The sequence below is a fragment of the Dactylosporangium sp. CA-139114 genome, from assembly GCF_050955725.1.
In the GTDB taxonomy this organism is placed as follows: Bacteria; Actinomycetota; Actinomycetes; order Mycobacteriales; family Micromonosporaceae; genus Dactylosporangium.
In genome coordinates, this window is sequence record NZ_CP192080.1 from 8,399,827 (window position 1) to 8,420,278 (window position 20,452).

Here is a 20,452-nt window from a genome sequence, read left to right on the forward strand (position 1 = left end):
AGGCCGCGCCAGCGGCCTACCCAATTCAAGCAGAGGTTATGCCGTGATCAATCACGCACCGTTCTTCAGGAAGTCGGGCACGTCTACGTCGTCGAACAGGACCCGCCGGGGCGGCGGCGGGGCCTGGCGCTCCTGCGGGGCCGGCTCCTTGGGCTGGCTGTGCTGCGGGCCGTGCGGCGTGCGCGGGGCGCGGGCCTCGACCGGACGGTACGCCGGGGCGCCCCCGTCGAAGCCGGCCGCGATGACCGTGACGCGCACCTCGTCGCCGAGCGCGTCGTCGATGACGGCGCCGAAGATGATGTTCGCGTCCGGGTGGGCGGCGTCGGTGACCAGCTGCGCCGCGTCGTTGATCTCGAACAGGCCCAGGTCGGACCCGCCGGCGATGGACAGCAGCACGCCGCGCGCGCCGTCCATGCTCTGCTCCAGCAGCGGGCTGGAGATCGCCGACTCGGCGGCCTCGACCGCGCGGTTGTCGCCGCGGGCGCTGCCGATGCCCATGAGCGCGCTGCCGGCGCCGCTCATGACGCTCTTGACGTCGGCGAAGTCGAGGTTGATGAGGCCGGGTGTGGTGATCAGATCGGTGATGCCCTGCACACCGGAGAGCAGCACCTGGTCGGCCTGGCGGAACGCGTCCATCATGCTGATGCCGCGGTCACCGAGCGCCAGGAGCCGGTCGTTGGGGATCACGATGAGCGTGTCGCACTGGTTGCGCAGCTCCTCGATGCCGGCCTCGGCCTGCACCTGCCGGCGCTTGCCCTCGAACGAGAACGGCCGGGTGACCACGCCGATGGTCAGCGCGCCGAGCTTCCGCGCGATGTTGGCCACGACGGGCGCGCCGCCGGTGCCCGTCCCGCCGCCCTCGCCACAGGTGACGAAGACCATGTCGGCACCCTTGAGCACCTCTTCGATCTCGTCCCGGTGGTCCTCGGCCGCATTCTTGCCGACGTCGGGATTGGCGCCCGCACCGAGCCCGCGGGTCAGTTCCCGGCCGACGTCGAGCTTGACGTCGGCGTCGCTCATCAGCAGGGCCTGGGCGTCGGTGTTGATCGCGATGAACTCGACGCCCTTCAGGCCAACCTCGATCATGCGATTGACGGCATTGACCCCGCCGCCGCCGATGCCGACGACCTTGATGACCGCGAGATAGTTGTGCGGATGTGTCATCGGACCACCTTTCCTTTCGAGGTTGGCGAGCGCCGATCCTGTCCGGTGCCGAGCGATGAATCCCGGTCCGATCCCTGAGGGACCTGTCCCGAGCCCGACCCCGTGACGGGCGGCGTCCGCCAATGCGAACGCAGCGGATGGGGGTCCCGCAAACCCTCACCCTTTACTAGAGGCTTATAGTTATGTCAACTAATGCCTTATCGCAAGGTAAGGGCCCGACTGTCGTGATCCAAGGACCGTGCCCCGGCGTGTCGGGCGATTCGCCTGCGACGCCGTCGAATTCCTAACGGCGGTGGCGAGCCCCGTGTGACGGGCAGCCGCCCACTTGTCCGGGCTCACTCGCCGGGCTCACGTGCCCGAAGTCACTTCTCCAGCACGACACCGGGCGCGCTCACGTCCAGCGTGTGCCCCGCCTCGATCGTCGTGCGCTCCAGGACCCGGACCTTGGCCGCGTTCTGGGTGGCGTCGCCCCACAGCACGACCCGCCCGCCGGTCAGCTCCAGCTTGATCCGGGTCGGCGACTCGGCGACCAGCGCCGTCATCTGCGCGAGCACCGGCGGGGAGAGCGCGGCCAGCACGGTCAGGGCGCTCTCGGTGGTGGCGTCGCCGGGCTCGGGCTGGGCGACGCGGAGCATCGGCAGGCCCGGAGGGGCGGCGTCGACCGGCAGGAACGCCACCCCCTCGGCGTCGAGCAGCGTGAAGCCGCCGACCTTGGGCACGGCCGCGACCGCGGTGCGCTCGGTGACCGCGATCGCGAGGGTGTGCGGGTAGTGCGTCTGGACCCGCACGGTGCGCACCGGCTTGAGCGCCTCGCGCACGCGGCGCTCGACCGCGCGCACGTCCACCCGCGGCATCGGGGTGCCGTCGCGCACGGCGGCGGCCGCGCGCACCGACGCCGGGTCGAGCACGCCGGCGCCGGCGACCTCGATGCGCTCGACGCCGAGGGCCGGGGTGAGGTACACCACCGCCGCCGCCCCGCCGAGCAGCGCCGCGAGCCCCAGCGCCACGAGCCAGGGCAGCGCCGCGCGGAGGCGGTGCCGCCGGGCCCGGGCCGCGAAGAGCCGCACCGACGGCGGCGCACCGCGGGGGGCCAGGACGAGCCGCCATCCGCGCGTCTGGCTCACCGGCGATCAGTCCTTACCGTCAGTCGTCGGCCCGCGAGTGCCGGCCCACGTACCCGTCCGGCTCGTCCCCGCCCTTGAGCGCGGCGAGCAGCTCGTCGCCCATGAGCGAGATCGGCGGCGCGCCCATGGTGACGACCACGTCGCCCTCGCGGACGCGGGCCACCACCTCGCCGGGCACGTCCTCCCAGGACGGCACGAACACCTTCTGCGCGTCGGGCAAGTTCACCGCCGCGGTCAGCGCGACGCCGCCCTCGCCCGGCTCGCGCACCTCGCCGGGGCCGAAGACCTCCATGATCACGGCCTCGTCGGCGAGCGAGAGGCCCTCGGCGATCTCGGCCTGGAAGTCGCGGGTGCGGTACACCCGGTACGGCTGGAACACCACCACGAGCCGCCCCTCGCCGGCCACGTCGCGCAGCGTGCGCAGGGCCGCGGCGATCGGCACCGGGTGGTAGGCGTACTCGTCGTAGACCCGCACCCCGCCCTCGGTGCCCTTGAACTCGAAGCGGCGGCGCACACCCGGGAACGTCGCCAGGCTCTCGATCGCCGTCTCGGCCGGCACGCCCAGCCGCAGCGCGGTGAGGATCGCCCCGGCCGAGTTGAGGCCCAGGTGCGCGCCCGGCACCGGCAGGAACACCTCGCCCAGCGGCACCCCGTCGTGGTGGGCCATGTAGCGCACCCCGTGCACCGAGGAGCGGACCTCGCTGATGCGCAGGTCGGCGTCGGGTGCGGTGCCGTAGGTGACGACGTCGGCGCCGGCCGCCCGGGCCCGCACCGCCATCCGCATCGCGCCGGGGTCGTCGGCGCACGTGACCACGAACCCGCCCGGCTCGACCCGGCCGCAGAACTCGACGAACGCGTCCTCGAGGCCCTGCAGGTCGCCGTAGGTGTTGAGGTGGTCGGCGTCGATGTTGGTGACGAGCGCGACGTGCGGGGTGTAGAGCAGGAACGAGCGGTCGCTCTCGTCGGCCTCGGCCACGAACAGCTCGCCGCTGCCGTGGTGGGCGCTGGAGCCGATGGCGGAGATCTCCCCGCCGATCACGAACGACGGGTCGAGCCCGGCGTGCTGGAGGATCAGCGTGATCATCGAGGTGGTGGTCGTCTTGCCGTGCGTGCCGGCCACGGCCACGGCGCGCCGGCCGTTCATGGTCGCGGCCAGGGCCTCGGAGCGGTGCAGCAGGCGCAGGCCCCGCTCGCGGGCGGTGACGAGCTCGATGTGGTCCTTGGGAATGGCGGTGGAGTAGACGACCGTGTCCACGCCGTCGAGGTTGGACGGCTCGTGGGTGCGGTAGATCGTGCCGCCGAGGGCCTTGAGGGCGGCCAGGTGGGGCCACTCCTTGAGCTCGCTGCCCGAGGTCGGGATGCCTCGGGTGAGCAGCAGACGGGCGAGCCCGCTCATGCCGACCCCGCCGACCCCGACGAGGTGCACCTTGCCGAGCTCTTCGGCAGTAATCCCCGTGCTCATGCTCCGACCACCTTCAGCAGATACCGACGAAGGGCCTCGTCGCCGTCGCGGCGCCCGTATCCGGCGGCCGCGCGGCTCATCGCCGCGAGCCGGGCGCCGTCTCGCACCAGCGGGACGATCTGCTGGGCCACGTATTCGGGCGACAGGTCGCCGTCCTCGACGATCAGGCCGCCGCCGGCCTCGACCACCGGCAGGGCGTTGCGCCGCTGCTCGCCGTTGCCCCAGGGCAGCGGCACGTAAACGGCCGGGATGCCGATCGCCGCGGTCTCGGCGCAGGTGATCGCGCCGCCGCGGCAGATCGCCAGGTCACCGGCGGCGTAGCCGAGCTCCATCTCGGAGAGGAACTTGATCCGCACGTACGGCGCGGGCAGGCCGGCCGGGATCTCGAAGTCCTCGTTGCGGGCCCCGACGATGTGCAGCACCTGCACGCCGGCCGAGGTGATCGCCTTGGCCGCGCCGGCCACCGCGTTGTTGATCGAGCGGGCGCCCGAAGACGCGCCGAAGACGAAGAGCGTCGGAAGATCGGGGTCGAGGCCGAAGGAGCGGCGGGCCTCGGCGCGGCGGGCGGCCCGGTCCAGGGTCGTGATGCTCTGCCGCAGCGGCACCCCGACCACCGGCGCGTCCGCCACGGCCGGCATCTGCCGGGCCTGGTGGGGGAAGCCGAGCACGACGTTCTTGGTGAACCGCATGGCCATCTTGTTGGCCACGCCCATGGGGACGTTGACCTCGTGGATCACGCTGGGCGTCTTGCGCCGCCAGGCGGCCAGGTAGGCCGGGACGGACACGTACCCCCCGAAGCCGACCACGGCATCGGCGTTGACCTCGTCCAGGATCGCGCGGGCCGCCTTCGCCGCCCTCCACATCCGGTCCGGGGTGCGCACCAGGTTCATGTTCACCGAGCGCGGCAGTTGGTAGGCCGGGACGTGCCGCAGGTCGTAGCCGGCCCGCGGGATGAGGTCGTTCTCCATGCCGCTCGCCGAGCCCAGACACGTGATGCGGACGTCGGGGTCGTGCCTGCGCAGGCAGTCGGCGAAGGCCAGCAGCGGGTAGATGTGCCCGCCGGTGCCTCCGCCGGCCAGCACCACCGAGCGCAGCGCTGCCATCAGGTGCTCCTTCCGCGGGGCGGCCCCGCGAAGGTGGGCCGGCCCGTCGTGCGTGTCGAAGGGTCCGTGCCGTCGTCGTCCTCGCGAGCGCGCGGAAGCGGCGGCAACGGCGCCCAGAGTAGTCGCACCCATTTGCGCGGCGGACGGGCGTGCATGGCTCGCGCGCAGTCCGGCTCGGCGCGGGCCGCCGACGTGAGGATGCCGGCCGCGCCGAGCGCGACGACCAGGGCGCTGCCGCCGTCGGAGATGAACGGCAGCGGCAGGCCGGTGATCGGCATCAGGCCGACGACGCCGCCGATGTTGATGATCGCCTGGCCGACGAACCAGATCGTGATCGCCGCGGCGACCAGGCGGCGGAAGGGGTCCTCGACGCGGCGGGCGATGCGCAGGCCGGTGTAGGTGAGCATGCCGAACAGCAGCAGCACGACCATGCAGCCGACCACGCCGAGCTCCTCGGCGACGATGGCGAAGATGAAGTCGTTGTGCGCGTTGGGCAGCCGGCCCCACTTGAGCTGGCCCTGGCCGAGGCCGACGCCGAACCAGCCGCCGTCGGAGACCGCCCACAGGCCGCGCAGGTACTGGTACCGCCCCGCCTTCGCGTCCGGGTCGATGCTCGGGTCGAAGAAGACCTTGAGCCGGTCCAGCCGGTAGTCCTTCTTGGCCGGCAGCAGGATGAGCGCGACCACGCCCGCGAGGAAGAACCCGCCGAGCCAGCCGAAGACCGGCAGCCGGGCCCCGGCCGCCCACAGCAGCCCGGTGAAGAGCACCACCATGCAGATCATCGAGCCGAGGTCGTTGTAGCCCACGAGGATCAGCAGCAGGATCGTCACCGGGAACAGCGGCATGGCCAGCTCGCGCCAGGTCATGATGGTGCGGCCCTTGCGCACGAGCAGGTCGGCGCCCCAGACCACGAGCGCGATCTTGGCCAGCTCGGCCGGCTGGATCTGGAAGCCGCCGACGTGCAGCCACAGGTCCTCGACCCAGATCGGCCCGAGGTGGATCGCCGACGCGCTCTGTCCGTCGGGGGCGCGGCGGCCCGACAGCCAGCCCATCAGATCCACGAAGCACATGAGCACGATCGAGGCGATCAGCATCGGGATGGCCACGGCGCGGAACGTGCGCACCGGCAGCCGCTGGCACACCCAGAACGCCAGCAGGCCGACCACGGCCGAGAGCGCCTGCTTGACGATCGACGTGAACGGGCTGCCCGTGGTCGCGTAGCTGTTGACGCTGGTCACCGAGAACACCATGACCAGGCCGATGAACACGAGCAGGCCGACGCTGGACAGCAGCAGGTAGTAGGAGGCGAGCGGACGGTCCAGCAGACCCCGCAGCGACCCGACCAGGTTGGCGAGCCAGCCGCCCTCGTTCGGAACTTCCTCCCCGTCGCTCCTCATGCCGCCCATCATTCCGGCTGCGCCGCGGCACGGTGGCCGCGACGCGCCGTCGGGATGTGCCTCAGGAAGCGCCGCTCATCACACGCAGGAAGTCGGCGGCGAAGAGCCCGAGGGCCGCCGCGACGCCGAGACCGGAGATGATCCAGAACCGGACCACGATGTTGACCTCGCTCCATCCGGCCAGCTCGAAGTGGTGCTGGAGCGGGACCATCCGGAAGATGCGTTTGCCGGTGGTGCGGTACGAGCCGATCTGCATGACCCAGGTCACCACGATGATCACGAAGAGCAGGCCCAGCAGCGGCAGCAGCAGGATGGTCTTCGTGGCCACCGCGAGCCCGGCGATGAGCGAGCCGAGCGCCATGGAGCCGGTGTCGCCCATGAAGATGCGGGCCGGGGAGGTGTTCCACCACAGGAAGCCGACGAGCGCGCCGACGGCGGCCCCGGCGATCAGGGCCATCTCCAGCGGGTCGCGCACGTCGTAGCAGTAGGGGGCCTGGTACTGCGGGTCGGCGCACCAGTGCCGGTACTGCCAGAACGCGATCGCCATGTAGCTGATCAGCACCAGGATCGACGTGCCGGTCGCGAGGCCGTCGAGGCCGTCGGTCAGGTTGACCGCGTTGGACATCGACATGACCACGAACACGAAGAAGATCACCGCGGCGATCTTGCCGATGTTCAGCCAGTCGATGTCGTGCACCCACGACAGCTTCGGGCTGGCCACGGTGGTGACGACCTGGCGGCCGGTCTTGTCGGCGGAGACGTAGAGCGCGATCGCGCCGAAGATGGCGCCGATGAGCGCCTGGCCGATGAGCTTGCCCCGCTTGTTCAGCCCGTCGCTGTTGCGCTTGGCGACCTTGAGGTAGTCGTCGAGGAAGCCGAGCAGGCCGGTGAAGACGAACAGGCCCAGCAGCACGACCGCGGTGGCCGTCGGGCCGGCCGGGCGCAGCTGGGCGTCGGGCAGCGTGGTGAGCGCGATGTGCCCGCCGGTGTAGGCGACCAGCGTGGCGAAGATGAACACCACGCCGCCCATGGTCGGCGTGCCCTTCTTGCCGAGGTGGGTCTGCGGGCCCTCGGTGCGGATGGGCTGGTCGGCCTTCAGGCGGGTGAAGTACTTGATCGCGATCGGCGTGCCGAACAGCGAGATGAGAAACGCGACGAACGCCGCGACGAAGACGGCCCTCACTTGCGGAAATCTTCCGTGCGCAGGGCGTCGGCGACGTCCCAGGTCCGGTAGCGCGATCCCTTGACCAGGACCACGTCGCGCGGAAGCAGCTCGGCGCGCAGCAGCGCCACGGCGGCCTCCTGATCGGTCACGAGCACCGAGTCTCCTCCCCAACTCGCCACGGCGGCCGCTCCGGTCAGGATCGGCGCGGCCTGCTCGCTGACGGCCACGAGACGGTCGACGCCGAGCTCCGCGGCGAGACGACCGACCTCCTCGTGTCCGGCTCGCTCGTACCCGCCGAGCTCCGCCATGAAGCCGAGCACGGCGATCTTGCGCCGCCCGCCGGCCACCGCGACGAGCGCGCGCAGCGCGGCCGCCATGGACGCCGGGTTGGCGTTGAACGAGTCGTCGATGACCGTGACATCGTCGGCACGGTCGAAGACATCCATCCTTCGGGTCGACAAGCCCTCGAGATCGCCGAGTCCCGCCGCGATCGCGGCCGGCTCGAGGCCGGCCAGGGTCGCGACGGCCGCGGCGAGCAACGCGTTGCCGACGCTGTGACGCCCCGCGACGCCGAGGCGGACCGGGACGGGCGCCGCGCCGGGGACGGTGAGGGTGAAGCCGAACCGGCCGCGGTCCAGGGCCACGACGTCGCTCGCGCGCACCTGCGCGTCGGCGGCCTCGCCGGCCAGCACGACGCGGCCCGTGGTGCGCCCGGCCATGGCCCGGACCCGCTCGTCGTCGGCGTTGAGCACCGCGACGCCGCCGGGGCCGAGCGCCTCGACCAGCTCGCCCTTGGCCTGCGCGATGGCGTCGACGGAGCCGAACTCGGCGATGTGCGCGACGCCCACGTTGAGCTCGACGGCGACGTCCGGCGGGGCGATCTCGCAGAGGTACTTGAGGTGCCCGATGCCCCGCGCGCCCATCTCGAGCACGAGGAAGCGGGTGTGCTCGTCGGCCTTGAGCACCGTGTAGGGCGTGCCGAGCTCGTTGTTCTCCGAGCCGGCGGTGGCCACGGTCGGGCCCTGGGCGGCGAGCAGCCGGGCGACGAGGTCCTTGGTGCTGGTCTTGCCCGAGGAGCCGGTGAGCGCCACGACGGTGATGCCGGCCCCGGCGTGCAGCCGGTCGAGCACCGCGCGGGCCAGCAGCCCGAGCGCGTGGCGGGGGTCGTCCACGACGACGACGGGCACCCCGGGCACGGGCCGGCTGCCGAGGACTCCGGCGGCGCCGTCGGCCATCGCCTTGGGGGCGAACTCGTGGGCGTCGACCTTCGCGCCCGCGAAGGCCACGAAGAGGCTCCCGGGACCGATCTTGCGGGAGTCGTACTCCACGCTGCCGTCGACCACCGCGTCCCCGCCGCCGCCGTGCAGCTCGCCCCCGACGATCGCGGCGATCTCGGCCAGCGTCAGCGCGATCATGAGGCCGCCTCCGCCAGCGCGGCGGCCAGCTCCACCCGGTCGTCGAACGGGAGCACCTCGCCGCCCACCTCCTGACCCGTCTCGTGCCCCTTGCCCAGCAGCGCGACCACGTCACCGGGCTTGGCCTGCGCGACCGCGTAGGCGATGGCGTCGCGCCGGCCGCCGATCTCCACCACGTCGGCCGGGCCGCCCGCGGCCCCGGCGAGCACCTCGGCGCGGATCGCGGCCGGGTCCTCGGTGCGCGGGTTGTCGTCGGTGACGATCACGAGGTCGGCCCCGTCGGCGGCGGCCCGGCCCATGAGCGGGCGCTTGCCGCGGTCCCGGTCGCCACCGGCCCCGACGACACAGAGCACCCGGCCGCCGCGCGCGGCCGCGAGGGTGCGCAGCGCCTTGAGGACCTCGACCATGGCGTCGGGCTTGTGCGCGTAGTCCACGACGCCGACGACCTCGCCGGGGGCCTCGACGCGCTCCATGCGCCCCGGCGAGCCGGGCGCCTCGGCCACGGCCCGGGCCGCGACGTCGAGGTCGACGCCGACGGCCAGGAGGGAGGCGATGGCGAGCAGCGCGTTGGCCACGTTGTGCCGCCCGGGCAGCTGGACGCCCGACCGGGCCGTCCGCCCTCGCCAGTGCACGTCGAACGCCTGGCCGTAGCCGGCGGGGGTCACGCCGGAGACGCTGAAGTCGGCTTGGTCACCCGCAATGGAGTAGGTCCACGACCCCGGCTTGCGCAGTCGCATTACCGACACATCGTCGAAGTTGAGGATCTCCACGGCGGCGCGGCCGTCGAACAGGCGCGCCTTGGCCGCGAAGTAGGCCTCCACCGACGGGTGGAAGTCGAGGTGGTCCAGGCCGAAGTTGGTGAAGCCGGCGGCGGCGAAGCGGACCCCGCCGACCCGGCCGACCTCGAGGGCGTGGCTGGAGACTTCCATGGCCACCGACTGCACGCCGCGCTCGAGCGCCGCGGCGAAGAGGGCGTGCAGGTCGGTCGCCTCGGGGGTGGTGCGGATGCTCTTGACGGTCAGGTCGCCCAGCCGGGTCTCGACGGTGCCGATGAGGCCCGTGACCTGGCCGGCGGCGCGCAGCCCGGCCTCGATGAGGTAGGTGGTCGAGGTCTTGCCCGCGGTGCCGGTGACGCCGATGGTGCTCAGGCGGCGGGTCGGCTCGCCGTACACCTTCGAGGCGACGTCGCCGAGCACGTCGCGGGGCTTGTCCACGACGATGAACGGCACCCCGGCGTCGGGGCGCACCCCGGCGGGGTCGGTGAGCACCGCGACCGCGCCGCGTTCGAGCGCCTCGGGGATGAACTGGGCCCCGTGCACCCTGGCTCCCGGCAGTGCCGCATAGAGATCACCCGGCAGGACCGCCGAGCTACTGTGTGTCACCCCCGTGACCGAAACGTCTTCCGAGCCGCCGCCCAGCTCACCGATGAGCGTGGGGCGGACATTCCGCGGACGGGGATAGCCGGGCACGGGGTCAGACCCTACCCGCCCGGCCGCGAGGCCCCGGAGGCGGTGTCACGGGTAGATCGTCAGCTTCGGCGGCTCGGTGCCGGTCGGGGTGACCCCGAACGTGGACAGGGTGAGCGCCATCATCTCCTTGAACGCCGGCGCGGCCACCGAGCCGCCCGCGCCGCCGGGCACGTGCGCGTTCACCGCGATGACGTAGCGGGGCGCCTCGGCCGGGGCCATGCCGATGAACGACACGACGTCGCCCGGGGCGTAGCCGCCGTTCTGCGGCAGCTTCGAGGTGCCGGTCTTGCCGGCGATGCGGTAGCCCGGGATCGCCGCCTGCTTGCCGGTGGCGTCGTCGAGCGTGGTCACGCCCTCGAGCATCACCCGCAGCTCCTGCGCGACCTTGGGGTCGAGCACCCGGCGGGTCTGCTGGGCCGGCGGCTTCGTCACGGTGCCGTCGGGCGCGATGATCTTCTTCACCAGGGTCGGCTGGACGTAGAGGCCGTCGTTGGCGATCGTGCCGTACACCACCGCCATCTGCAGGGCCGTCGTGGCCACGCCGTTGCCGATCGGGATCGAGCCCGGGCTGGAGCCGGTCCACTGGTCCGGCGGCAGGAGCTGGCCGGGCGACTCGTTGGGCAGCCCGACACCGGTGCGCTGGCCGAGCCCGAACTTCTGCTGGTACTCGTACAGCTTGTCCTTGCCCAGCCGGTCCGCGACCGCGATGGTGCCGACGTTGGACGACAGCGCCAGGATGCCCGGGATGGTCATCTGCGTACCGTCGCGCTGCGGCGGGTGGTCGGTGTAGGTGGTGTCGCCCTTCTTCACCTTCGAGTTCACCGTGACCACCGAGGACGGGGTGATGATCCCCTCCTGGAGCGCGGCCCCCATGACGATCGCCTTGTGGATCGAGCCGGGGTCGAAGACCGTCGCGGTGCACTGGTCCTTGAGCAGGCTCGGGTCGGTGCGGCCCGGGTCGGCGGAGGCGAAGGACGGGTAGCTGGCCATCGCCATCACCTCCGACGTGCGCGCGTCGAGCACGACGGCCGTGGCGAAGTCGGCCTTCAGCGGCTCCATCCGCTCGGCGAGGGCGCTCTGCACCGAGAACTGCAGGTCCTGGCTGATGGTGAGCTCCACGTTGCTGCCCGGGCGGGCCGGCTTGAGCTCCTCGTAGCCGTAGGGCAGCGGCTTGTCGAGGTCGCCCTCGCCGTGCTCGTACACGTGCAGCCCGTCGACGCCGCGCAGCACCGAGTCGTACTGCTTCTCGATGCCCATCTGCCCGTTCAGGTCGGGCTTGGACGTGTAGCCGATGATGTTCGAGGCCAGGTCGTAGCCGGGGATCTCGCGGCGCTCGTCGCGGTCGACCTTGAGCGCGCCGACGTGCAGCGCCTCGATGCGGTCGCCGTCGGCCGGCTCGATCTGGTGCACGAGGTATTCGAAGCGCACGTTGGTCCGGCCGTCGGCGCCCTTGTGCGGGGTCATCTTGCGCACGAGGTCGGAGCGCGGCACGCCGTACTTGTCCAGGATCGCGAAAAGCTTGTCGGCCAGGGCCTCGGGGTCCTTCACCGCCATCGGGTCCACCGCGACGTAACGGGTCTCGACCGAGTGCACCAGGATCTTGCCGTCGCGGTCCAGGATGGCGCCGCGCGAGGCCGGCAGCACGGCGCGCACGAGGCGGTCCTTGAGCCCCTCGGCGGCGTACGCGCTCGCGTCCGTCAGCTGCAGCTGCACCAGGCGCACGCCGATCGCGGCGAACAGCACCAGCGCGAGGACGGTGGCCAGGCGCAGGCGGCGGCGCGGCTCGGCGAGCTTGGGCAGGCCGGGGCGGCGCTTGAGGCGGGGCACGGTCACCCGGCTCTGCTTCTTGCGCACCGGCGTGCGCCTGGCGGGCGCCTTGCGCGGGTTCACCGGCTTGCGCAGCGGCGAGCTCGCCGCCGGGTTCGCGGTCTTGCGGGCGGCCGGGTTCGCGGTCTTGCGCGCCGCCGGGTTCCCGGCCTTGCGCGCCGCCGGGTTCGCGGCCTTGCGGGCGGGCGGGGTGCGCCGCTGCCGCGGTGGCTCCTCCCGGTCCAGGTCGGTGCGGGCGGGCTCGGGCTCGGGCGCCGCGGGGCGGCGGCTCGCGCGCCGCGGCTGCTCGCTGCGCCCGCCCTGGATCACCTCCAGGGCGGGGCGGAACGGGTCCCCGCGCCCGCCCGCGTCGACCGAGGCGTCGCGCACGGAGCGCCCGCGCGGCGTGTACCGCTTCGCCTCGGACATCGTCCCGCGCAGCGGCGGCTCGTCGGCCGCCCCGCCCGAACGGGAACGGGCGGAGGCACCGGTACCCCCCGCACCGGCGCGACCGCCCGTCCGCTGCCGGCCGGCTCCGCTCCCGCGGTCGGTGGTCTCCCGGCGCCCGGCGCCCCCGCGCCGCTCGCCGCCCCGCCGATCAGAAGTGTCGCCAGCCATGGTCCTGACTTCCGTTCGTGTCCACAGTGGATCTGCAGTGGATCCCGCTCTGGACTTGGTGGAATCGCTTGGTTACTTGCTCGGACCGGGCATCTCCAGCTTGGTGCCGTCGGGCAGCACCAGGAACGCCGGCGTGCGCGAGGGCACGAGCCCCAGCTGCTTCGCCCGCGACGCGAGCGTCACCGGCGACTCCTTGTTGGCCAGATCGCTGCGCAGCCGCTCCTCGTCGCGGTCGAGGCCCGCCTGCTTGGTCTTGAGCGCGTCCAGCTTGAACGCGTTCTCGGCGATCCGGGTGTTGAGCACCAGGATGCCCACGACGCCCGTGAGCACCAGCACCAGCACCAGCGCCACGAAGGGCGCCCGCGGCGCACTGACCGGTGCCGGCGGTGCCACCCGCAGACGGCCCTCCCGCCCCGGTCGGGCGGGCTGGGTCGACGACGGGCTGTTCCTGAACTCGTGCTTGATCTCGTGCTCGGTCTCGGGCTCCGGCTCGTACTGCGGTTGCAGTGCCGTCGCACCGTCGATCTGTGGGTCCCGTCGCGCCTCGAACTGCTCAGCGCTGCGCCCCGTGGTCCGGCCCCCCGACCGCGGTGCACCGCGCTGACTCCTTCCCTGCCGGTCAGCCGGCAGTGTCGTCACGTTCATCACACCTCCCCCAGTGTGTCTGCCCGAACTCCAGACGGATTCGGGCGTGGCTTGCGTTCCACCGCGCGGAGCCGAACCGACGCCGCGCGCGGGTTGGCCGCTGTTTCGGCCGCGCCGGGGAGCTCGGCCCCCCGGGTGAGCGCCCGCAGCTCCGGTTCGCTGCCAGGCGGCTCGAACGGCAGCTCGACCGGGACGGTCGAGCGGGTCCGTTCCGTGATCGCCTGCTTGACCAGGCGGTCTTCGAGCGAGTGGTACGACAGCACGACCAGCCGCCCCCCGGGCCGCAGCGCGTCGAGCGCCGCGGGGATCGCCGACTCGAGGACCGCGAGCTCGCGGTTGACCTCGATGCGCAGCGCCTGGAAGGTGCGTTTGGCCGGGTGACCGCCGGTGCGCCGGGCGGGCGCGGGGATGGCGTCACGGACGAGCTCGGCAAGGCGGGCCGAGCTCGTCAGCGGCGTCTTCTCACGCTCCCGGACGATGGACGCGGCGATGCGGGAGGCGAACTTCTCCTCCCCGTAGACACGCAGGACCCGGGCCAGCTCGCCGTGGCTGTAGGTGTTGAGCACCTCGGCCGCGGTCGTGCCGCGCGTCTGGTCCATGCGCATGTCCAGTGGTGCGTCCTGGGCGTAGGCGAACCCCCGTCCGGCGTCGTCGAGCTGCATCGACGACACGCCCAGGTCGAACAGACCGGCGTCGATCCGCTCGTCGCCGAGGACCTCGGGCAGCTCGTCGTAGACGGCGTGCACGAGGCGGATCCGGTCGGCGAACGGTGCCAGCCGCTTCGCCGCGAGGCCGAGGGCCTGCGGGTCGCGGTCCAGGCCCAGCAGCCGGGCCTGCGGGTGCGCGCGGAGCACGGCCTCGGCGTGGCCGCCGAGGCCGAGGGTGGCGTCGAGGTACAACGCTGCGGGCCGGGCCAGCGCGGGGGCGAGCAGCTCGAGGCAGCGCTCGAGCAGCACGGGCACGTGAACGTCCCGCTCCCCCATCGTCGACCCCCTGCCGGCGGCGGACCACCACCCGCCGTAGTGATGCAGACGACGGGATTCGCGGTCCCGCCGTGGTGCTCCCCAAAAACGTGCTCAAGTGCGCGAGCGCCGTACCGCCAGCTCCCCATCCGCCCCTCCGCCCTGGCGCCGGGGAAGTGGCGTCAGGACTTCGAGAAACTCTGAGCGGCTGGAGAGCTGCCGGTACGGCGGCCTCAAGTCGGTTGCTGCAGGGATCTCACAGTCCTCCCGGCAGCACCCCCTCCTCGATGCCCGCGAAGTCCTCTTCACTCTCGGCGAGGTACGTGTCCCACGCCTGGCGGTCCCAGATCTCCACCCGGGTGCTCGCCCCGATCACCACGAGGTCGCGATCCAGCCCGGCATACTCGCGCAGATGCTGCGGGATGGTGACCCGGCCCTGGCGGTCGGGAACCTCGTCGTGGGCGCTGGCGAAGAACACCCGGCCGTAGGCGCGGGCCGCCTTGTTCGTCATCGGTGTGGCGCGAAGCTGTTCGGCGATCCGGGCGAACTCGGCGCCGGGGAACACGTAGAGGCAGCGTTCCTGTCCCTTGGTGATCACGACACCTCCCGCCAGCTCGTCCCGAAACTTGGCCGGCAGGATCAACCGGCCCTTTTCGTCCAGGCGAGGAGTGTGGGTGCCCAGAAACACGGACAACCACCCCTTCCCACCGCGAACGGTCCCCCCGGGGCCGGCCGAGCCCCCCGGCTCCGCCATCGCGCTCCACTGTACTCCACTTCCCTCCACCGTCAACGGAAAACCGCCCGATCCAGGCGCGCGCCGTGTGAAGAAATCCCACGTCAAACGGGGTGGAGCCTGGTGGAGGAGCCTGGGCGTGCCCGATCGGGGGAGGCGACTCCACCGGCTCCAGAATCCGGACATAACGCCCAGTTAGCTGAACATCTCCTCACACTCGGCGCGTCCGGGGTTTCGGGTGGAGGAAAGTGGGGGAAACCGTGGAGCGGTGTGGAGTGCGCGGGCCCGGGCGGTTCGCCGGTGGACCCGTTGGGGGTGTCGCGCGGGCCGGGTAGGGTCAGCGCATCGCCGGACACCGTGGAAGCGAGATGACGGACAACAAGCTGCCGATGCGGGCCAAGCTCGCCACCTCACTGTCGCGCGGGGCCGCCGCGCTGTCACGCGCCACCGGACGGGGCGACGGCTCGGTCATCGGCGGCCGGATCGGCCTCATGGTCGACCCGAACCTGCTCGCCGAGCTCGCCGCGGGCCGGGAGATCGCCCTGATCTCCGGCACCAACGGCAAAACGACGACCACGCGCCTGACCGCGGCCGCGATGGGCGTGCTGGGCGACGTGGCCACCAACAGCCTCGGTGCCAACATGCCGACCGGGCACACCTCGGCGCTGGCCAAGGCGGGCGCGACGCCGTATGCCGTGCTGGAGGTCGACGAGCACTACCTCAAGCAGGTGCTCGACCAGACCCGGCCGCGGGTCGTCGCGCTGCTGAACCTGAGCCGCGACCAGCTGGACCGGGCCAAGGAGGTCGCCATGATGGCGGCCCTGTGGCGCGACGCGCTGCCCGGCCGCGGGCTGCACCTCGTGGCCAACGCCGACGACCCGATGGTCGTGTGGGCCGCGAGCAAGGCCGTGGCCGAGGGCACGGCGGTGACGTGGGTCGCCGCGGGCCAGCGCTTCCACGACGACTCCTGGGTGTGCCCGGAGTGCGGCGGGTCCATCGAGCGCAACGGCGAGCAGTGGGCCTGCGTCGAGGGCAACCTGAGCCGGCCGGTCCCCCACTGGACGGTGTCCGGGGACGGGGTGGTCGACAACACGGGGACGTACCACCAGATCACGCTGCAGCTGCCGGGCCGGGTGAACCGCGCGAACGCCGCGACCGCCCTGGCCGTGGCCGCGCACTTCGGGGTGCCGCCGGCCAAGGCGGTGCCGGAGCTGGCCAAGGTCGCCTCCGTGGCCGGGCGCTACGCCACGGTGCACCGCGACGGGCGCGTCATCCGGCTGCTGCTGGCCAAGAACCCGGCCGGCTGGCTGGAGTCGTTCGACATGGCCGAGGACGTCCCCACGCTGCTCGGCATCAACGCCCGGGACCCCGACGGGGCCGACACGTCCTGGCTGTACGACGTCGACTTCTCCCCGCTGCGCGGGCGCCGGGTGCTCATCACCGGCGACCGGGCCATGGACCTGGCGGTGCGGCTGGAGGTCAACGAGGTGCCGTTCGAGCACGTGCGCTCGTTCGGGCAGGCGCTCTCGCTCGTGCCGCCGGGCCGGCTCGAGGTCATCGCCAACTACACCGCCTTCCAGGACATCCGAGCGGAGCTGGACCGTGTCAACTGAGTCGCACCTGCGCCTGATCTGGCTGTACCCGGACCTGCTGTCCACCTACGGCGACCGGGGCAACCTGCTCATCCTGGCCCGCCGCGCCGACCTGCGCGGGCTGCCGGTGGAGTGCGCCGAGGTGCGCGCGGACCAGCCGGTGCCGGCCGACGGGGACGTCTACCTCATCGGCGGCGGCGAGGACGGCCCGCAGGCCCTGGCCGCCCAGCGCCTGGCCACCGACGGCAACCTGCGCCGGGCCGTGGAGCGGGGCGCGACGGTGTTCGCGGTGTGCGCGGGCTACCAGCTCATGGGGCACTCGTTCTTCGCGAAGGGGGCGAAGTACCCGGGCCTGGGCCTGCTGGACATCGACTCCGACCGGGGCGAGACCCGCGCGGTGGGCGAGCTGGCCGGGGAGATGCACCCGGCGCTGGGCCTGCCGGCGCTGACCGGCTTCGAGAACCACGGCGGGCGCACCCACCTCGGCCCGGGCGTGAAGCCGCTGGCCAAGGTGACCTCCGGCATCGGCAACGACGGGCAGTCCGAGGGCGCCTGGAACGGCCGGATCCTGGGCACGTATTCGCACGGCCCGGCCCTGGCCCGCAACCCCGCGATCGCGGACCTGCTGCTGCGCTGGGCCACCGGGATCACCATGGAGCCGATCGACGACCGCTGGCCGACGGCCCTGCGCAACGAGCGCCTGGCCGCCGTCGCCAAGTAGTCCCGCGCTGGGGCCCCGTCGCCGGGGCCCCATCCGCGTCTCAGACCACGACCGAGACCATGCGGCCCTTGACCACGATGACCTTCTTCGGGGTCTTGCCGGCCAGCTGCTCGGCCACCGCGTCCAGGGCGGCCGCGCGGACCGTGTCCTCGTCGGCGTCCGCGGCGATGTCGACCTTGCCGCGCACCTTGCCGTTGACCTGCACCGGAATCGTCACCGACTCGGCCACCAGGTAGGCCGGGTCGGCGGCCGGGAAGTCCGCGTAGGCGACCGAGGTCTCGTTGCCCAGCCGCTGCCACAGCTCCTCGGCCAGGTGCGGGGCGAACGGCGCGATCAGGCGGACCAGCGGGTCGGCGACCTCGCGCGGGGTGCCCGCGGCCGAGATCTGGGTGACCCGGTTGGTCAGCTCGATCATCTTGGCGATGGCCGTGTTGAAGCGCATCTCCTCGATGTCGGCCCGCACGCCGTCGATGACCCGGTGCAGCAGCCGCCGCGTCTCGTCGTCCAGCGCATCGTCGCTTACGCGGGTGGCGTCGCTCTGCTCGTCCACGACCAGCCGCCAGACCCGCTGCAGGAAGCGCTGGGCGCCGACGACCGCGCGGGTATCCCAGGGGCGGGAGACGTCCAGCGGGCCCATCGACATCTCGTACACCCGGAAGGTGTCCGCGCCGTAGCGCTCGCACATCTCGTCGGGCGTGACGACGTTCTTCAGCGACTTGCCCATCTTGCCGTACTCCCGGGTGACCTCCTGGTCACCGTAGTAGTACTTGCCACCGGCGCCCTCGCGGACCTGTTCGGCCTCGACGTACACGCCGCGGGCGTCCCTGAACGCGTACGCCTGGATGTAACCCTGGTTGAACAGCTTGCGGAACGGCTCCTGCGAGCTCACGAAGCCGCGGTCGAACAGCACCTTGTGCCAGAAGCGGGCGTACAGCAGGTGCAGCACCGCATGCTCGACGCCGCCCACGTACAGGTCGGCGCCGCCCACGTCGCCGGGCTGCTGGGGGCCCATCCAGTACCGCTCGTTGGCCGGGTCGACCATCTTCGTGGCGTTGTCCGGGTCCAGGTAGCGCAGCTCGTACCAGCTCGAGCCCGCCCACTGCGGCATGACGTTGGTCTCGCGGGTGTACGTCTTCGGCCCGTCGCCCAGGTCCAGGGTCACCTCGACCCACTCCTTGGCCCGCGACAGCGGCGTCTCCGGCATGCTGTCGGCGTCGTCGACGTCGAACGTGCGCGGCGAGAAGTCCTCGACCTCGGGCAGCACGACGGGCAGCATCGATTCGGGCAGCGCGACGGGCATCCCGTCCTCGTCCCACACGATCGGGAACGGCTCGCCCCAGTACCGCTGCCGGCTGAACAGCCAGTCGCGCAGCCGGTAGGTGATGGCGCCGACGCCGTGGCCGTTCTCCTCCAGCCAGTCGATGATCGAGGCCTTGGCCTCCGCGACGCCCATGCCGTTCAGGAACGACGAGTTGATCGCGGGGCCGTCGCCGGTGTAGGCCTTGCCGTCGGCCGGGAAGTCGGCGGACGGCTGGACCGTGCGGATGATCGGCAGCCCGAAGACCTCGGCGAACTCCCAGTCGCGCTCGTCCTGCCCGGGCACCGCCATGATGGCGCCGGTGCCGTAGCCGGCCAGCACGTAGTCGGCGATGAACACCGGCACGTCCCGGCCGTCGACCGGGTTCGTCGCGTAGGCCCCGATGAAGACGCCGGTCTTCTCCTTGGCGTCGGCCTGGCGCTCGACGTCGGACTTCGACGCGGCGAACGCGCGGTAGGCGGCGACGGCCTCGGCCGGGGTCGCGGCCCCGCCGGTCCACCGCTCGTCCACGCCCTCGGGCCAGGCCGCGGGCACCAGCTCGTCGACCATGGCGTGCTCGGGGGCCAGCACCATGTACGTCGCGCCGAACAGGGTGTCGGGGCGCGTGGTGAAGACCCGGATCGGGGTGCCCGCGGCGGTGGCGAAGTCCACGTGGGCGCCGCGCGAACGGCCGATCCAGTTGCGCTGCATGGACTTGACCTTCTCGGGCCACTCCAGCCGGTCCAGGTCGTCCAGCAGCCGGTCGCCGTAGGCGGTGATCCGCATCATCCACTGGCGCAGGTTGCGCTTGAAGACCGGGAAGTTGCCGCGCTCGCTGCGCCCGTCCGGGGTGACCTCCTCGTTGGCCAGCACCGTGCCCAGGCCCGGGCACCAGTTGACGGGGGCCTCGGTGATGTACGCCAGCCGGTGATCGTCCACGATCCGGCGGCGCTCGGTCGCGCTCAGCGAGGCCCAGTCGCGGGCGCCCTCGCCCGAGTCGGGCACGGGCCGGGTGCCGGCCGCGAACTCCTCGATCAGCTCCTCGATCGGGCGGGCCTTGGCCTGCTCGGGGTCGAACCACGAGTTGAAGATCTGCAGGAAGATCCACTGGGTCCAGTGGTAGAACTCGGTGTCCGTGGTGGCGACGCTGCGCCGGTCGTCGTAGGCCAGACCCAGGCGGCGCAGCTGGCTGCGGTACCGCTCGATGTTCGCCTCGGTCGTGGTGCGCGGATGGGTGCCCGTCTGCACCGCGTACTGCTCCGCGGGCAGGCCGAACGAGTCGAAGCCCATCGGGTGCAGCACGTTGTAGCCGGCCATGCGGAAGTACCGCGTGTAGCAGTCGGTGCCGATGTACCCCAGCGGGTGCCCGACGTGCAGGCCGGCGCCCGAGGGATAGGGGAACATGTCCATCACGTACAGCTTCGGCGCTGCGGCCCGCGGGTGGTTCGGGTCGCTGAGCGGGCCGGTCGGGTTCGGCGCGTGGAAGGTGCCGTGCTCGGACCAGTAGTCCTGCCAGCACGCCTCGATGTCCGCCGCCATCGCCGCGGTGTACCGGTACGGCGGGATGTCGACGGCCCCGTCGGTCACTGCCTCGCTCATGACTTCGTCGCCACCTCAGGTCTCGGAATTCCCTAGCATTGTCCGGGCATGAAAAAACCCCTCACACAGGAGGGGTCGCCGTGCCGTCGCGAGGTGTGTTCGCGTCAGCACGGCTCGCTAAGAAGCCGGAATACCCGGGTCATATCCGCAGTGTACCGCAGCCGCCAACCCAAATCCGGC

General features: G+C 72.2%; 14 protein-coding genes and 1 pseudogene. 2 read left to right on the top strand and 13 right to left on the bottom strand.

All coding sequences use genetic code 11. The features are described from left to right. Positions 1-51 precede the first annotated feature (51 nt). From ftsZ to mraZ, 12 genes and pseudogenes are all read right to left on the bottom strand, one after another. A complete protein-coding gene (gene ftsZ / locus ACQP2P_RS37595) occupies positions 52-1,164 on the bottom strand; it encodes a cell division protein FtsZ (RefSeq protein WP_433609181.1) in 1,113 nt (370 codons plus the stop codon). A gap of 362 nt (positions 1,165-1,526) precedes the next feature. Beyond that, positions 1,527-2,288 (bottom strand): cell division protein FtsQ/DivIB, encoded by a 762-nt coding sequence (locus ACQP2P_RS37600; RefSeq protein ID WP_433609182.1) that lies wholly within the window; start codon positions 2,286-2,288, stop codon positions 1,527-1,529. A gap of 19 nt (positions 2,289-2,307) precedes the next feature. Continuing rightward, complete coding sequence (murC, locus tag ACQP2P_RS37605) at positions 2,308-3,750, bottom strand: UDP-N-acetylmuramate--L-alanine ligase (RefSeq protein ID WP_433609184.1); 1,443 nt, start codon at positions 3,748-3,750, stop codon at positions 2,308-2,310. Continuing rightward, positions 3,747-4,853: an undecaprenyldiphospho-muramoylpentapeptide beta-N-acetylglucosaminyltransferase gene (murG, locus tag ACQP2P_RS37610; RefSeq protein WP_433609186.1), complete on the bottom strand. Its 1,107-nt coding sequence runs from the start codon at positions 4,851-4,853 to the stop codon at positions 3,747-3,749. Before murG ends, murC begins: the two co-directional genes overlap by 4 nt. Further along, positions 4,853-6,250: an FtsW/RodA/SpoVE family cell cycle protein gene (locus ACQP2P_RS37615; RefSeq protein ID WP_433609188.1), complete on the bottom strand. Its 1,398-nt coding sequence runs from the start codon at positions 6,248-6,250 to the stop codon at positions 4,853-4,855. Before ACQP2P_RS37615 ends, murG begins: the two co-directional genes overlap by 1 nt. Positions 6,251-6,311: 61 nt before the next feature. Beyond that, complete coding sequence (mraY, locus tag ACQP2P_RS37620) at positions 6,312-7,433, bottom strand: phospho-N-acetylmuramoyl-pentapeptide-transferase (protein ID WP_433609190.1); 1,122 nt, start codon at positions 7,431-7,433, stop codon at positions 6,312-6,314. Further along, a complete protein-coding gene (locus ACQP2P_RS37625) occupies positions 7,430-8,830 on the bottom strand; it encodes a UDP-N-acetylmuramoyl-tripeptide--D-alanyl-D-alanine ligase (RefSeq protein WP_433609192.1) in 1,401 nt (466 codons plus the stop codon). Before ACQP2P_RS37625 ends, mraY begins: the two co-directional genes overlap by 4 nt. Next, a complete protein-coding gene (locus tag ACQP2P_RS37630; protein WP_433609194.1) occupies positions 8,827-10,299 on the bottom strand; it encodes a UDP-N-acetylmuramoyl-L-alanyl-D-glutamate--2,6-diaminopimelate ligase in 1,473 nt (490 codons plus the stop codon). The genes ACQP2P_RS37625 and ACQP2P_RS37630 overlap by 4 nt, the downstream gene beginning before the upstream one ends. Positions 10,300-10,344: 45 nt before the next feature. After that, a complete protein-coding gene (locus ACQP2P_RS37635; RefSeq protein ID WP_433609196.1) occupies positions 10,345-12,534 on the bottom strand; it encodes a penicillin-binding transpeptidase domain-containing protein in 2,190 nt (729 codons plus the stop codon). A 261-nt stretch (positions 12,535-12,795) separates the two neighbouring features. After that, on the bottom strand, positions 12,796-13,116 hold the full coding sequence (locus tag ACQP2P_RS37640) for a hypothetical protein (RefSeq protein ID WP_433609198.1): 321 nt from the start codon (positions 13,114-13,116) through the stop codon (positions 12,796-12,798). A gap of 305 nt (positions 13,117-13,421) precedes the next feature. Continuing rightward, positions 13,422-14,351: pseudogene (gene rsmH / locus ACQP2P_RS37645) on the bottom strand (16S rRNA (cytosine(1402)-N(4))-methyltransferase RsmH); the annotation flags it as partial. A 235-nt stretch (positions 14,352-14,586) separates the two neighbouring features. Next, positions 14,587-15,018 carry a division/cell wall cluster transcriptional repressor MraZ gene (gene mraZ, locus ACQP2P_RS37650; protein WP_350615145.1) on the bottom strand — a complete coding sequence of 144 codons (432 nt, stop codon included), beginning with the start codon at positions 15,016-15,018 and terminating at the stop codon, positions 14,587-14,589. Positions 15,019-15,431: 413 nt separating this feature from the next. Here mraZ and ACQP2P_RS37655 point away from each other — a divergent pair, with 413 nt between their 5' ends. Together ACQP2P_RS37655 and ACQP2P_RS37660 are read left to right on the top strand one after the other, a co-directional pair. Continuing rightward, positions 15,432-16,676, top strand: coding sequence for a MurT ligase domain-containing protein (locus ACQP2P_RS37655; protein ID WP_433609200.1), 1,245 nt, complete (start codon positions 15,432-15,434; stop codon positions 16,674-16,676). After that, positions 16,666-17,376, top strand: coding sequence for a type 1 glutamine amidotransferase (locus tag ACQP2P_RS37660; protein WP_433609202.1), 711 nt, complete (start codon positions 16,666-16,668; stop codon positions 17,374-17,376). The genes ACQP2P_RS37655 and ACQP2P_RS37660 overlap by 11 nt, the downstream gene beginning before the upstream one ends. A 40-nt stretch (positions 17,377-17,416) precedes the next feature. Here ACQP2P_RS37660 and leuS read toward each other — a convergent pair whose 3' ends face one another. Further along, positions 17,417-20,272 (bottom strand): leucine--tRNA ligase, encoded by a 2,856-nt coding sequence (gene leuS, locus ACQP2P_RS37665; RefSeq protein WP_433609204.1) that lies wholly within the window; start codon positions 20,270-20,272, stop codon positions 17,417-17,419. Between the last annotated feature and the right edge of the window lie 180 nt (positions 20,273-20,452).